We start from the raw sequence: 15,308 nt of genomic DNA, 5'->3' as shown, positions 1-15,308 counted from the left end.
TCAACCCTGCGATACACCATAGTCCGTACGGGATTCGAACCCGTGTTACCGCCGTGAAAAGGCGGTGTCTTAACCCCTTGACCAACGGACCTGAGCTTTTCAACTCTTTCTATTATACCTACTTTTTCTCCTTTGTCAAGAACTTTTTCAGTGAATTTGATTTTTTCTTTTCTTCACTAACTTAACGACTGCTTCTGTCCGTGCAGTGTGTGGGAACATATCGACTGACTGGATATACTGGAGATCATAAACTTTTACTAGTTTAACCAAATCTCGAGCTAATGTCGATACATTGCAAGATACATAAACCATTTTTTCCGGTACATAGGTTAGGATCGTATCTAATAATTTGTCGTCTAAACCCGTCCTAGGAGGGTCGACTATCAGGGCATCGGCCCTATATCCCTCTTGATACCAGCGGGGAATAATATCTTCAGCTGTACCTGCTTCATAATAGGTATTGTCAAATCCCATTCTTCGAGCATTTCGCTTGGCATCTTCAATGGCTTCTGGGATAATATCCATACCTCTAAGAGTTTTGACTTTCTTTGCAAAGGCGAATCCAATCGTCCCGACACCACAATAAGCATCAATCAGATGATCTTCTTCACTAACATCCAGGGCTTTGACAGCTTCATTATAGAGAATTTCGGTTTGCTCAGGATTAAGCTGATAGAAGGCACGGGGGGAGAGAGAAAACTCATAGTCGAGTACTCCTTCTTGAATACTCTCTTGGCCCCATATAACTTCCGTCTTTTCACCATAGATTTCACTTGTTTTTGCTGTATTTGTATTGACCGCAACTGTAACGAGTTCTGGAAAATCCTTGACGAGGTCTTTAACCAGTTGATTTAAATTAAGCTGGCAATTTGTGACGATGATAATCTGGACTTGTCCAGTTTTTCTTGCTCGGCGGACCATGATGGTGCGAACGCCTAGCGTTTTTCTCTCATCGGTAATGGGAATTTGATGGTAAGTAAGAAGCTCAGCTAGGCGATTCGCAATCACTTGGGTTTCCTTATCTTGCACCAAGCAGTCTTTCAACTCGACAAGGTAATGAGAGTTTTGTGCATATAAACCTGCCTTGACCTGATTGTTGAATTTTCGTGTTTGAAATTGTAGTTTAGCACGGTAGTACTTTGGTTCCTGCATTCCGATAGTTGGACGGATTTCATAATCTTCATATCCTGCAGGAGCAAATTTTTTCAGGGCTTGGTGGAGCAAATCCGTTTTGAACTCTAACTGTTTGTCATAGTGAAGGTGCATGATTTGGCAACCACCACATTCATTATAAATCGTACAAGCTGGTACCACTCGAAATTTAGACTTCTTATTAACCTTTAGCAATTTGGCTTCAACAAAGTTACGTTTAATAGAAGTAATCTGACAATAGATATCTTCTCCCTTGAGGGCACCAGGCACAAAAACAAGGGTTTTCTGGTAAAAACCGATTCCTTCACCATTGATACCCATACGCTTAATTTTTAATGGAATTTTTTGTTTGACTTTTAGATTCATACCCCTATCTTATCACATTTTGGGGTATAATAGAACTATGAAAATCACAAAACTTGAAAAGAAAAAACGACTCTATCTGCTAGAACTTGATAGCGACCAAACCTGCTACATTACAGAGGATACCATTGTTCGCTTTATGTTGACCAAGGATAAGGAAATTAGCCCCGAAGAGTTTACAGAGATCCAGACCTTCGCACAATTTTCCTACGGAAAAAACCTAGCCCTCTACCACTTATCCTTCAAGGCTCGTACAGAAAAAGAAGTGCGAGAGTATCTGAAAAAGTATGATATTGAAGATACAATCGCTAGTCAGGTTATCGCTAATCTAAAAGAAGATAATTGGATTAATGACCGTCAGTATGCTTATGCTATTATCAACTTCAATCAATTTTCTGGAGATAAGGGGCCTTATGTGCTGACTCAGAAACTAGCTCAAAAAGGAGTTGCTAAATCAACTATTGAAGATGTTCTAAAGGATTTTGATTTTACAGAAGTCGCTCAACGTGTAGCTGAGAAATTGCTCAAAAAATACACTGGAAAGCTTCCTGCTCGTGCTTTACAAGATAAGATTATTCAAAACTTGACTAACAAAGGCTTCTCCTATTCTGATGCTAAAAGTGCCTTTGATGGCTTGGATAGTCAAGTTGACCAAGAAACGACCCAGGAACTCATTTTTAAAGAGCTAGACAAACAATATGCCAAGTATGCTCGTAAATATGAAGGATACGAACTAAAGCAACGTTTGACCCAAGTTTTAGCTAGAAAAGGCTATGACTTTTCGGATATAGCCAGCGCTCTCAGAGAATATCTTTAACATTTTCGTGTAAAATTCAAAAAAATTAGACCAATTTATGATATAATAGTAAACGATAAACTTATAAATTGTAGAAAGTTGGTTAGTTATGAAACTTCCAAAAGAAGGCGACTTTATTACAATTCAAAGTTATAAGCATGATGGGAGTCTTCACCGTACTTGGCGGGACACCATGGTACTAAAAACAACAGAGAACGCCATTATCGGCGTCAACGACCACACACTTGTTACCGAAAGTGACGGTCGTCGTTGGGTGACTCGAGAACCGGCTATTGTTTACTTTCACAAAAAATATTGGTTTAATATCATTGCTATGATTCGCGATAATGGGATTTCCTACTATTGCAATATGGCTAGCCCCTACTATCTAGATGAGGAAGCCCTGAAATACATTGATTATGATTTGGATGTTAAGGTCTTCACTGATGGTGAAAAGCGTCTCTTAGACGTTGAGGAGTATGAGCGTCACAAACGTAAGATGAAGTATTCTGATGATTTAGACTATATTTTGAAAGAGCATGTTAAAATCCTTGTTGATTGGATTAACAATGGACGCGGTCCTTTCTCAGAGGCCTATGTCAACATTTGGTACAAACGCTACATAGAACTAAAGAATCGGTAAAGTTGTCAAACTGGGGTGAGAACCCTGGTTTTTTATTTGAAAAACCCAGCTTTTCAGCTGGGTTGATTTCTATATATCTAATTTAGTAACAGTAAACTTGATGTGGGAATAGTCTTTCTCAACATCCTTATCCAACAAAAAAGCCGTGGCATTCTTCTTAACTTGAACAAGATCAATGTTTTGGGCTTGAGCTGCATAGACGCATCCACAATAACATTGACGATAGATATCATACTCCTCGCACATCTCCACCGAACGCTTGTAGCCTTGATTTTTCTTGAAATCACTTGGAAGATAGTGGGTGGTATAAATCTTTTGCACATCGATCCCAATACTGTTGATTGTTTGAGAATTCTTATGGGGACTGATGGTCAAGGCTGAACCAAAGTAGTCAAAGCCCAAATCCATAGCCACTTGCGCTGTTTTGTCCAAACGGTAGTCAAAACAAACCTTGCAACGGTCGCCACCTTCTGGTTCTTCCTCTAGTCCTCTGACTAACTTACGGTATTCATTTGGTTCGTAGGGAGCTTCTAGATACTGAACCGTATTTCCTGTTCGCTCATTGAAATCACTGACAAATTTCTTGGTGACATAGGCACGCTTGTGATATTCTGCCTTGGGATGGATATTGGAATTAGCAAAATAGATGGTCACATCAGCGTATTTGGTCAGGTATTCTAGGGTATAGGTACTGCAAGGAGCACAGCAAACATGCATGAGAATAGTTGGCCGCTGCTCATTCTTTTCCCAAACCTGAACCATTTTCTGCATAACACGGTCATAATTAATCTTCTGATTGGGATTCATCTTGCTCAGAATTTCTTCTACATCAATCATGTTCTTCTCCTTTTTCTAGTCTTATTTTATCATATAAGTTAGGAGAGCTCAAATCAATTTAGAAGAGAAAAACTTAAAAGGAGGGAATGTGCTTCCCTCCTTTTGATGATTTTTAATTGTTTAGTATAGAAAGCTTACATCATGCCGCCCATCATGCTTGGATCCATGGCTGGAGCTGGGGCTACTGGTTCTGGTTTATTGGCTACAACTGCTTCTGTTGTCAAGATCAAGCTGGCTACAGATGCTGCATTTTGAAGGGCAGAACGACTAACCTTAACTGGGTCGATGATTCCTTCTTCAATCATATTAACCCACTCACCAGTTGCTGCATTGAAGCCTGTACCAAGCTCAGCATTCTTCAAGCGGTCAATGACGATTGACCCTTCGAATCCTGCATTGTGGGCGATTTGACGAACAGGTTCTTCCAAGGCACGGAGAACAATATTGCGGCCTGTTGCTTCGTCTCCTGTCAATTCCAAGGCAGCAACAGCTGGAATCACGTTGGCAAGAGCTGTTCCACCACCTGCAACGATACCTTCTTCAACAGCTGCACGAGTAGCGTTGAGGGCATCTTCGATGCGGAGTTTCATTTCTTTCAACTCAGTTTCAGTTGCGGCTCCGACCTTGATAACAGCGACACCACCTGACAATTTTGCCAAGCGCTCTTGGAGTTTTTCACGGTCGAATTCTGAAGTTGTGGTTTCGATTTGTGACTTGATAACTGCAACACGGTGGGAAATGGCTTCAGGATTGCCAGCACCTTCTACGATAACCGTACTATCTTTGTCCACAGTCACTCTCGCTGCTTGACCAAGCGCTTCAATCGTCGCGTCTTTCAACTCAAGACCAAGATCTTCTGTGATGACAGTTCCACCTGTCAAAATAGCGATGTCTTCCAGCATAGCTTTACGACGGTCACCAAAGCCAGGTGCCTTAACTGCTACCACGTTGAAGGTTCCACGAATCTTGTTCAAGACAAGGGTTGGAAGAGCTTCGCCGTCCACATCATCTGCAATAATCAAGAGTGGACGATTGCTTTGGAGAATGCTTTCTAGAAGTGGCAAGATTTCTTGGATATTGGAAATCTTCTTATCTGTAATCAAGATGTATGGATTTTCAAGGTCAGCCACCATTTTTTCGCTATCTGTCACCATATACTGTGATAGGTAACCACGGTCAAACTGCATTCCTTCTACAACTTCAAGTTCTGTTTCCATACCACGTGACTCTTCAATGGTGATGACTCCGTCTTTACCAACTTTTTCCATGGCTTCAGAGATGTATTCACCGACTTTTTCAGAACGAGAAGATACGGCAGCAACTTGAGCGATAGCTTCTTTATTGGCAACAGGGATGGCATTGTTTTTCAAGGCTTCTACAGCTGCAGCAACCGCTGCTTCAATCCCCCGACGAATACCGATTGGGTTGGCACCTGCTGTGACGTTCTTGATTCCTTCACGGACGATAGCTTGGGTCAAAACAGTTGCAGTTGTCGTTCCGTCACCTGCGATATCGTTGGTTTTAGAAGCGACTTCTGATACCAATTTGGCACCCATATTTTCAAAATGGTCTTCCAACTCGATTTCTTTGGCAATGGTCACACCGTCATTGGTAATCAAGGGTGAACCGAATGATTTTTCAAGAACAACGTTACGACCTTTTGGTCCCAAGGTTACTTTAACAGTGTCTGCAAGGATATCGACACCACGAACCATAGCTGAACGAGCATCAGATGAAAATTTAATTTCTTTTGACATACTTACTTTCTCCTTCTATTATTCTTCCACAATTGCCAAGATGTTAGCTTCACCTACGATGATATACTTTTCATCTCCATCTTTGACATCAATACCTACATGAGCTTCAACTAAGACACGGTCTCCAGCCTTAACACTTGGAGCGACCAAGTCGCCATTCAAGGTACGAACACCTTGTCCAGTAGCTACAACTTGGGCTGTTTTTGTTTTTTCTTGGGCTGAGCCTGCAAGGACAAAGCCTCCAACGGTTTGTTCTTTTTCTTCGATTTTCAAGACCACACGGTCTCCTAATGGTTTCAACATTTGCTTTCCTCCATAATGAGATAGATATTGTTAGCACTCTTTATGTCTGAGTGCTAACCCATAGTTCTATTGTATCACTTGGTCAGAAATAGTCAAGAAAAAAGTCTGACTTTCTCAAGATAAAAAGCCTGAGACCAACTCAGACTTTTCAATCTTTATACTCAATGAAAATCAAAGTACAAACTAGGAAGCTAGCCACAGGCTACTAAAAACACAGTTTTGAGGTTGTAGATAAGACTGACGAAGTCAGTTACCTATACCTACGGCAAGATGAAGCTGATGTGGTTTGAAGAGATTTTCGAAGAGTATTAAAATGGCAATTCCTCCTCTTCCAAAACCAAGTCCGCCAAGTCTTGACCTGCGTTATTTTCACGCATGGCACGTTGGGCGCGGCTTTCCAAGAGTTGGAATCCTGTCACGAGAACTTCTGTCACATAGTTGGTCAGGCCATTTTTCTCGTAGCGACGGGTACGTAGTTCCCCATCCACAGAAATGAGACTACCTTTAGTTGCATAACTTGCCAAGGTTTCTGCTAGTCTGCCCCAAAGAACCATATTGACAAAGTCGGCTTCACGTTCCCCATTTTGGTCTTTGTAACGACGGTTCACAGCAATCGTTGCGCGCGCTACTGACTTGTCATTGTTGGTTTTGTGCAATTCTGGTGTAGACGTCAAGCGCCCGATCATGATAACTTTATTATACATTTTTCTTCCTCCTACTTATCTATTCGCAGGAAATCAAAAAAAGTTACAGAAATTTGTAACTTTTCGAGGAAAATTTTTTACTTTTTATGAACCATAAATCCTGTTGCCTGCTGATTGGCCATAATAGTCATATCTGTAATCTGCACACGACGGGGTTGGCTGGTCACATAGACTACTGTGTCTGCGATGTCTTGTGCCTGCAAGGCTTCAATTCCCTGATAGACTGTCGCAGCCCGCTCTTTGTCACCATGAAAACGTACTGTAGAAAAATCTGTTTCAACAATCCCCGGTTGAATGGTTGTCACCTTGATGTCCGTTGCGATGGTATCAATTCGCAGACCATCTGAAAAAGTCTTGACTGCAGCCTTGGTGGCTGAATAAACTGCGGCACCAGCATAGGCGTATATACCTGCAGTTGACCCCATATTGATAATATGACCATGATTGGCTGCTACCATGGAAGGCAAGAAACAACGGGTAACTGCCATCAAACCTTTGACATTGGTATCCAACATGGTCAGCATATCCAACTCTTCATAGTCCTGATAGAGTGCCAAGCCTAGAGCCAGTCCGGCGTTATTGACCAAGATATCAATCTGACCTACTCTTTCTTGAATATCAGAGCAGACGGTCTTCACCATGGTCATATCCGTCACATCCAGCGGAAAAATCCAAACTGTTTGATTTGGAAAAGTTTCTGCAAACTCCGACTTGAGGGCTTCTAGTCTGTCTGTCCGTCGTCCAGTTAGGACGATATTCTCACCCTGATCCAGATAAGCACGCGCAATCGCTTCACCAATTCCTGATGTCGCTCCTGTAATCACGACATTTTTTGTCATCTTATTTCCTCCTATCTGGTGTATAATATTCTGACAACTTCCTAGGCAGTCCAGTGTTTAGCTGGGTCGAATGGAGTTCCGACAACTTGGTCTTCTGATAATTCAATGACCCCACGTTTTTGCGGAGCATTTGGCAAGGCAAGTTCACGAGGGCTGCACATCATGCCAAAACTTTTTTCGCCACGAAGTTCGCCTGGGAAAATGAGATTACCTTTGGGCATCATCGCTCCAGGAAGAGCTACAATGGTTTTCAAACCAACACGCGCATTAGGAGCCCCCGCAACGATTTGCACCGTTTTATCACTTGCGACTGCAACTTGGCAGATATTAAGGTGGTCACTATCTGGGTGTGCTACCATGTCGACAATCTCACCGACAACAAACTTAGGTTCCTTATCATTAACAATTTTTTCTGTAAAACCTTCCGCCTGCAACTCTTGGTTTAAACGAGCGACTTGCTCATCTGATAAAAAGATTTGACCGCGCTCTGTAATTTCAAATAAACTTGAAACTTCAAAAATATTCCAAGCCACTGTTTCCCCATTTTCTTTGAGGAAAACACGGGCTATCTTGCCTTTGCGTTCCACATCCAGTTTGGCATCTCCGCTATTTTGCACGATGACCATAAGGACATCACCGACATGTTCTTTGTTATATGTAAAAATCATTGTTTCCTTTTTCTCCTATTTCAGTCCTGCTAAAAAGTCATTAATTTGTTGCTTGCTTTTACGGTCGCGATTGACAAAACGGCCAATTTCCTTGTCCTTTTCTAGTACAACAAGGCTGGGGATTCCATAAACATCCCAGAGTTTGGCCAAATCCATATACTGGTCTCGGTCCACTCGAATAAAGGTGAACTCTGGATTGGTCTCCTCAATTTCTGGCAAGGCAGGATAGATATAACGACAATCGCCACACCAGTCCGCCACAAAAAGGAAGACTTTCTTGCCATCCTGCTCGACAAAACCTGCGAGTTCTTCTATACTATCGGGAGTAATCATAAGACTTCCTCCTCGTAGACCAGATCTTCATTTTCATAGACAAAGGTATAGTGACGACCATCCTCGAAAATGACTCCTCCGACAAGTCGCTCTAGACTACTTTCGTAGACTTGAACATATAGAGTCGCAATCTCTCCCATATCTGAGAAAAGCTCACGCACGATAGCGGCCAACTCCTCTTGAGTCTTCATGAGTTTGTGATTATCTACTGCTTTTTTAGCCCCCAAAGCAAGGGCACTTAGACCAGCCACAGTCAAGCCAGTCATCCATAATTTCTTAGCTTTCATACCTTTCATTGTAACACAAAAAAGGCTCTAGGACAAATGAGGAAACATGGATTAGGGCAATGAAAAAAGGAGATCAGGTAATCTCCTCTGTGAAGTCTTTTACTCTTCTTCACTCGTTTCAGCGTCATCGTCTGAAAACTCATCGTCTTCTTCGTTGAGATCCACATCTTCACCCAAGTCATCAGGAGCGATTTCGTTGATTTCTGCATCATAAGCTTCCACTTCATTTTTCTCATCATCTGGATTTTCATCATCGTATGAAAGAGCTGGGTCTGCTTCATATGCGTCTTCGTCTTCTGGATCATCTGCATTGTAGTCAATAGCATCTGAATCACCATCCATAAAGGCATTGACACGCTGCTTCTTAGCTTTTGGTACTACTTCATCGTCGTCACTTTCTTCAAGAGCGATGATTTCTTCGTCAATTTCGTCCACACCATACCATGAACGAAGACCCCATTTGTTATCTCCAAGAGAGATGAAGCTACCGTCAAAGTTCAACTCTGTGTAGAACAAAGGCAAAGCTTCACGGATATCGCTATTTGATGTTCCAAGGTAATTTTGAATTTCGTTTACAAGATCGCTAAAATGCATCTCATGTTCGCGACCACGAAGTTCCAAGATAGCACGCGCTACCTCAATCATAGATAGTTCACTTTTTTCTTGCCCAGCAAATACTTCTAATTCCAAAGCGTTTCTCCTCATTTTTACTACTATCGCCAGAGCAGACAGACTCTGACCTCATTTTATCATGTACTCTTTATTGTACGATAATTTTGCGGAATAGTCAAAGGTTAAAATAGATTTGTTTATGATTTATTAAGTAAGAATCAATTGATTTTATCACATGGTAAATTTAATACACAAGCAATAGAAATAGCGGTATTTAGTTAAAAGCAAACTAGTTTCACTTTAATTTAGTGTTTTTTAAAATACGATTTCTCTCCTCATCAATGATACTGATTGCTTCATCTATTTCATTTTGAGAAAATTCTATTTTTAAATCGCCATTATCAATAGCATTATACATAGTTTCTTCTTTCTTCTTCAATTTTCTATATATTTTCTCGTCAACATAGCCTGCATTACCACTATCAGCTGGTTCAGATTTTGTTTGCAAATAATAATATCTGGTATATTGATTATCCTCTAGACCTAGTCTGTGAATTCTATCTCGAGATTGAAGCATGAAAGTTAAATTAAAATTATACTCAAAATACAGGGCATCATGTACTTCTCTATGAAGCGATACTGACTCACCTAATGTTTGAGGATTAGAAATCATTACCATAGTATCACCAAAGCGAAAATCATTAATTAATTTTTGTCTATCAGAAACTTCTGTGCCTCCATAAATTAAATTAGCTTGAATCCCCATTTGGTTAAGTCTATTTTTGATTTTTTTCATTGTATTAACAAAAATTGCCCAGACTATAACTTTTTTCCCTTCAGATACCAGCTCTTGAATTTTTTGAATACCTTTTTCAAATTTAGGAGAAATCATACTTGAAAAATCATACTCATCATATCCTTTTGCCTCTTTTATAGCTGAAATAGAGGGTGTTTCTAATCTACTATAAAACAAATCTTCCGAAATTTCTATTGTGTCATTTTTATCATTATCGTCTGCAAACCACATATCTTTATATTCAATCCTTTTGTTAAGTAATTCAGGATTTGTAGACGCTTGTATCAATCGAATTAATCTGGCTAAACTCGACGATTCATTATAGTATATGGACTGTGCTAATTGTTTCTGTTCCTCGCTAGGTTCCACAACAAAAAATATATCTGGTTCCGGTTTAGGCACCCCCAAATCGTTCTTATTTAAGCGCCAGAAGAAAGGCATCAAAGCTTTGTTTATTTCATCAATTTTCCTAACACTAGGATTTTTTAATTCATCTAAATTCCATCTAAAAAATGCATTGTATTCATTTGCATACAATAAGTGAAGAAAATTATAAATATCTTGATATGAATTAGGTATTGGAGTTCCTGTTAAAACAAATTTAAATCGCAAATTTTTAACTAGTTCCAAAGCAGCCTGAGCACGAATGCCAAAAGGATTTTTTATTCTATGAACTTCATCAAAGACAATCATTGTCTTAATTGACAACAATTCCTGCAACTTGTCTTTGTATTTTGTCAACGATTCATAATTCACTAATACAAGATTCGATATTTTCCAGTTCAAAGATAAATCGAAAGCAAAATCTTTAGAACTTTGACAATCAATTACTTCTAACTGTTTCTTATTTCCAAATACTTGTTTAAATTCTTCTTTCCAACTGCTGAAAGCATTAATAGGACAAATAACCAATAGATTATCCACATGCTCACTTTCAACTTTCGAGGAATTCAAAAATGCAAAAACAGCTAAAATCATCGCAGTTTTACCAGAACCCGGCACGGAAAAGTTCGCAGCTCTAGCCATCCTGTATTCATAGAAAGCCGCCTCAAGTTGCAACTTTTTAAATGGTCGAATAACCTCTGATTCAACTACAGAAACAAACTCTTCAAACTTTTCTTGCTCTCCATGAATTGCGTATTGTTCAGGAGACTTTAAATAAATACCTAATTTCTTATATTGTTCAATAGAATACCGATTTGAATTTAGATATTCCCGAACATCATCCGATATCTTGACTAATATACCCCTTCTCTCACATCTTTTCTTCGTAACTTCAATAACATACTCAATATCCATGTAAGAAAATTCACTCTTAATAGTTGAGTTATCCTCTTCAAAATACTCTTCTGATAAATCCGATTCCAGGTTTAGATACCTATCGATACTAGTGATTCTATTAAAAGAACTATCTTGACGAAAAACCGTTGTTTCATCTTTCATACAAAAATAGACACCCTCAAAGACCGAATCTTTTGTATCCTCAAGATTAATTGAAGAATGCATCTGATATTTCTTTAACTCAGAATAGACTACTTCTGTAGCATCTACAGTGAGAATATTAGGCTCTTCGTTATTCCACAGTCGTTCAAATCGTTTCTCATTCGTCTGTATTCTAGACTGTACATTGATACTTGTGTCCCAAGAAACATCTACAGATATGCTTTCATAATTTAATTCCAATCCATTTTTGGTTTCATTAACAGAACCATTAAAGAAAATAATATCCTTATCCGAACTAATTAATCCAAATTTATCATGAAATATCCCTTTTCCAGATGGAATAATTGCGAATTTTACCTCCGCATTACCATTTGCAATCATAAAAGCTAAATTCCCTAACGATTCTTTGGTTTTACTATTTAATACCGATTGTCTTAGCTGTCTAGTTAATTGCTCTAAAGTTTTTTTGAGTTCATAACCTTCTTGTATTTTAAAAAAATCTTCTTCAGAAATATCTGTTGAAATAATAAATTGTGCAAAGCCATTGTTATCGAACAACTTATCCAATCCTTTTGAATACAAAGCTAAACCTTCACTAGAAAAATAAGCAGATACCCTTCTATATATATTTGCTTCAGACAATATTGGTTCATAAAATTCTTGAACCAAATTTTTACTCTGATAAGTTGGTTGAATTTTACTTCTTAAAACTTGAGAAAATACCATAATCCCCCCTAAATCTATCTAGATAGCTTATACGTTAAATCTCGAATTTCTTGAAGAATTTTTTTAGCTTCAAAATATTCATTCTCATGAAGTGCTTTTAAATCATCATGGGTCATAGCTTCTAAAATATCAAAAATTTCCTGTAGCTTTACTAAAGATTGTCTACGGTCTGCTGCAGCCTCTCCTTTATTTGATAGTCTATTCGTTGTTTGTAATAAGCTACTCGCCACTTCTGCAATTTCAGGATTTTTATTGAAATTATCTTTTAAATCGCTTGCTTGTTTTATTGGATTAGTTTCAAAGAACTCAATAATTCTGTCCACATGTTCATCAGTAGCTTCAGTAAAATATTTTTTTATTTCAGGATTATTTAAAATATTATCTTTAACATCTCGAATTTTTCTTGTAATGTCTCTATCTCCAATTTCTGACTTAGCAATTTGTACAGCTAAAATTGTAAGGACATTCATTTTAATTGCTTTTTGTTTTTTGTCTTTCTTTCGTTCCAATTTGGATAATTGCGGTTCAATTGATTCTATAGGGCCATCCAAATTCAATTCTCTTGCTATATAAAATTTATCTTCCGGTTTTCCGCCTGGTGAAACAATCTTAAGAAAATCTTTGATTAACTTAGCAAGTCTTAAATCTCGATTAATCCCTCTCGTATTTCCAGCACCACTAGCTTGCTTATATTCTTCGGGAGTCATTAATTTCTGAACTTCAATAGTATTATATACATCAAAAATTCGATCAATTGGATCATAGCTCACTCTCTCTTCTCTTGCAAGCTGTAAATCTAATTCTAATTCTTTTATTTTCTTCTCATCAATTTTATTATGAATATCAAAAGAAAGTATTGCTGCTTCAAAATACCGTCTAATGTTGCTTCCTTTTTGAATTTTACGAAGAGCTGTAAATCTTCTATTCCCATCAATCACTCTTCCGTCAGCAAGAATAACCCCCGGTTCTTGCTGTCCTCTCTCTTCTATAGATTTTTTTGTATCTTTCAAAGCTTGCTTTTTAGACTCAAAAATAAATTTTTCAAATATTTCATTATATTTCGAATCTCCAATTTTTGGTGTTAATTTACCATGATTTGATATGTACTGATGGTAAACTGTATTAATACGACCATTTTGATCATTATAATATAAACATTCTAACGGAAATTTATATACTGGATAGTCTTTTGTTTCTCCCCCAATAGTCAATCGTTTTGTTAAAGTTGTTTTTTCAATATCTCCATTTTTTATCAATTCATTTAAATCATAATTCATTTTCATTCTCCATTCATTTATTTTCCGTAAATTATTATCGGGACTAGGTAAATAGACATCAACTGGCTCAATGGAATCTTATCCTTAAGTCGAGTGAATTCTGTTCCAGAAACATCAACATCAATGTCGTTATTATCTATATGGTTGTATATTAATTTGCCAATATAATTGATGATATAATATGGATGTGAAACATCATCCGAAAAGAAACCATACTTTTTATTTTCTAAATTTAATTGTTTTATCGAGTATTTCCTAAGAATTTCGTTATTTTTCAATTCCTCAATTAAATCAGGTTTTAATTTACGAAGAATTTTTTTAGCTTCCATTTGATTAGAACGAGAGATAATTATACTTTTGAAGCCTTTCCCTGTACCCGCATGTGCAACAACACCCCAATTTCCACTTTCTCCATTAACTTTATTAGTTAGATCAACAGTCATATTTCCTGATTTAATAGGAAATTGTCTAAACAATGCTTTTTCACTTCGCGTAGGAGGATTATTGAAATCTTTAATTCTTTTATTATCCAAATATTTAAATTGACTTAAATCTTTATCTATAATCTTAGCAGGTAATAGTGGTGAATTTATTAGTTCTAAAATTTTCACAGCTAAAGCAAAAGATAATTGAACGCAAACAGCATTTCCGATTTGTCTCCACTTTGTAGACTCATCACCGAAGAATTGATAATCTAGAGGATATCCCATAATACAAGCTGCTTCTCTGATAGTTGGCAATCGATACTCGCCATCACCTTTTCTATTACAATCCGATTTATATAGGATAGCCTCCCTAGTACTAGCTGACTGTGTGGCCATAATTGTCCGGCTTGGCTTATCCATATTTTCTGGAAATGACATTTTACCCATATAAGGATGTCTTTGTTTCAAATCCCTAGCTTTTTGCCACTGTACTTGATAGACACCTGTGTCATAAAAATGATCTTTAAAATTCTCAAACTTAACAGACTCATTTGGATAATTCGGATCTGTTACAAATTTCACAGGTGCCTGATTTAAAGGATTTGGAAAATTTCTAAATAATTTATTTAAAGTAACTTTCTTCTTAAGAACCCTATCAGGAAACGGAAATTCGCCAGTCTTAGTTATTTCCCCACTGACGAACCTTCGCCTTGTCTGTGCAGTACCATAATCATCTGCTTGTAAAACTCCACCATTATATTTGGATTTTATAGCAACAGATTTTGGATTAAGTCCTTGTGAAATAGCCCAATCAACTAAATCCAATTCTTCAAAAGTATACTCCTCTTGAACATAGTTTTGAGAATTTGGAACATTTTCCATTAACCATGCTTTTAGTTTAGAATTCTTTTGAAATTTCTTTACAGCAATTACCTTAAAAAAAGTATTAATCATATGGATACCAAAATCTTTGTTAGCATTCCCGCCTTGATTAGATAGAGAAAATAATTGACATGGGGGACTACCAATGATAATATCCGAGTCTGGCAACTTATTGATTTCATCAATATCTTCAAAATCAAGTACGCTCTTAACTTTATCGTTTAACCCATGGTTAAAATTATGAGTCGTGATTGCTGGTTGCCAAACATCAATACCCATAATGACATCATAGCCTGCTCTACGAAATCCTTCCGAAAAACCACCTGCTCCGCAGAAAAAGTCAATCACAGTTAATCTCTTTATTTTCTTATTACTTTTCACAATTTTACCTGTTATCATCTTACGTTATTTATTGTTTGTATTCATTATACCAAAAAAACACGGCATTCCACCGTGTTTCTGTGT

General features: G+C 37.8%; 15 protein-coding genes and 1 tRNA gene. 2 read left to right on the top strand and 14 right to left on the bottom strand.

Features of this window, described 5'->3' with window-relative positions:
• Positions 1–19 precede the first annotated feature (19 nt).
• Positions 20–91 (bottom strand) — tRNA-Glu (locus DF216_RS09050).
• Between the two features lie 56 nt (positions 92–147).
• Positions 148–1,518: a 23S rRNA (uracil(1939)-C(5))-methyltransferase RlmD gene (gene rlmD, locus DF216_RS09045; protein WP_129326635.1), complete on the bottom strand. Its 1,371-nt coding sequence runs from the start codon at positions 1,516–1,518 to the stop codon at positions 148–150.
• 37 nt (positions 1,519–1,555) lie between these two features.
• Between rlmD and recX the strand changes: the two genes are divergently transcribed.
• Together recX and ntdP are read left to right on the top strand one after the other, a co-directional pair.
• Positions 1,556–2,332, top strand: a complete 777-nt coding sequence (gene recX, locus DF216_RS09040; RefSeq protein WP_129326634.1) for a recombination regulator RecX — start codon at positions 1,556–1,558, stop codon at positions 2,330–2,332.
• Between the two features lie 88 nt (positions 2,333–2,420).
• Positions 2,421–2,954: a nucleoside tri-diphosphate phosphatase gene (gene ntdP / locus DF216_RS09035; RefSeq protein ID WP_000775318.1), complete on the top strand. Its 534-nt coding sequence runs from the start codon at positions 2,421–2,423 to the stop codon at positions 2,952–2,954.
• A 69-nt stretch (positions 2,955–3,023) separates the two neighbouring features.
• Here ntdP and DF216_RS09030 read toward each other — a convergent pair whose 3' ends face one another.
• From DF216_RS09030 to DF216_RS08975, 12 genes are all read right to left on the bottom strand, one after another.
• Entirely contained in the window at positions 3,024–3,791 is a 768-nt protein-coding gene (locus tag DF216_RS09030; RefSeq protein ID WP_009730533.1) for an epoxyqueuosine reductase QueH, read from the bottom strand.
• A gap of 134 nt (positions 3,792–3,925) precedes the next feature.
• Entirely contained in the window at positions 3,926–5,548 is a 1,623-nt protein-coding gene (gene groL, locus DF216_RS09025; protein WP_129326633.1) for a chaperonin GroEL, read from the bottom strand.
• An 18-nt stretch (positions 5,549–5,566) separates the two neighbouring features.
• Positions 5,567–5,851: a co-chaperone GroES gene (gene groES / locus DF216_RS09020; protein ID WP_061454521.1), complete on the bottom strand. Its 285-nt coding sequence runs from the start codon at positions 5,849–5,851 to the stop codon at positions 5,567–5,569.
• A 308-nt stretch (positions 5,852–6,159) separates the two neighbouring features.
• Positions 6,160–6,555, bottom strand: a complete 396-nt coding sequence (locus tag DF216_RS09015; RefSeq protein ID WP_129326632.1) for a single-stranded DNA-binding protein — start codon at positions 6,553–6,555, stop codon at positions 6,160–6,162.
• Positions 6,556–6,632: 77 nt separating this feature from the next.
• Positions 6,633–7,394 (bottom strand): SDR family NAD(P)-dependent oxidoreductase, encoded by a 762-nt coding sequence (locus DF216_RS09010; RefSeq protein ID WP_129326631.1) that lies wholly within the window; start codon positions 7,392–7,394, stop codon positions 6,633–6,635.
• Between the two features lie 41 nt (positions 7,395–7,435).
• Entirely contained in the window at positions 7,436–8,062 is a 627-nt protein-coding gene (gene ytpR, locus DF216_RS09005; protein ID WP_129326630.1) for a YtpR family tRNA-binding protein, read from the bottom strand.
• 15 nt (positions 8,063–8,077) lie between these two features.
• Positions 8,078–8,395: a thioredoxin family protein gene (locus DF216_RS09000; RefSeq protein WP_129326629.1), complete on the bottom strand. Its 318-nt coding sequence runs from the start codon at positions 8,393–8,395 to the stop codon at positions 8,078–8,080.
• On the bottom strand, positions 8,392–8,691 hold the full coding sequence (locus DF216_RS08995) for a DUF4651 domain-containing protein (protein WP_125454114.1): 300 nt from the start codon (positions 8,689–8,691) through the stop codon (positions 8,392–8,394). Before DF216_RS08995 ends, DF216_RS09000 begins: the two co-directional genes overlap by 4 nt.
• 90 nt (positions 8,692–8,781) lie before the next feature.
• Positions 8,782–9,372, bottom strand: coding sequence for a DNA-directed RNA polymerase subunit delta (gene rpoE / locus DF216_RS08990; protein WP_164979031.1), 591 nt, complete (start codon positions 9,370–9,372; stop codon positions 8,782–8,784).
• 217 nt (positions 9,373–9,589) lie between these two features.
• Positions 9,590–12,259: an SNF2-related protein gene (locus DF216_RS08985; protein ID WP_129326628.1), complete on the bottom strand. Its 2,670-nt coding sequence runs from the start codon at positions 12,257–12,259 to the stop codon at positions 9,590–9,592.
• A gap of 14 nt (positions 12,260–12,273) precedes the next feature.
• Positions 12,274–13,536: a ParB/RepB/Spo0J family partition protein gene (locus DF216_RS08980; RefSeq protein ID WP_164979030.1), complete on the bottom strand. Its 1,263-nt coding sequence runs from the start codon at positions 13,534–13,536 to the stop codon at positions 12,274–12,276.
• A gap of 17 nt (positions 13,537–13,553) precedes the next feature.
• A complete protein-coding gene (locus DF216_RS08975; RefSeq protein WP_129326626.1) occupies positions 13,554–15,242 on the bottom strand; it encodes a DNA cytosine methyltransferase in 1,689 nt (562 codons plus the stop codon).
• Positions 15,243–15,308: the final 66 nt, after the last annotated feature.

This window comes from Streptococcus oralis (assembly GCF_004127215.1).
GTDB classification, from domain to species: Bacteria; Bacillota; Bacilli; order Lactobacillales; family Streptococcaceae; genus Streptococcus; species Streptococcus oralis_BD.
This window is presented reverse-complemented; position numbering and strand designations above follow the sequence as displayed.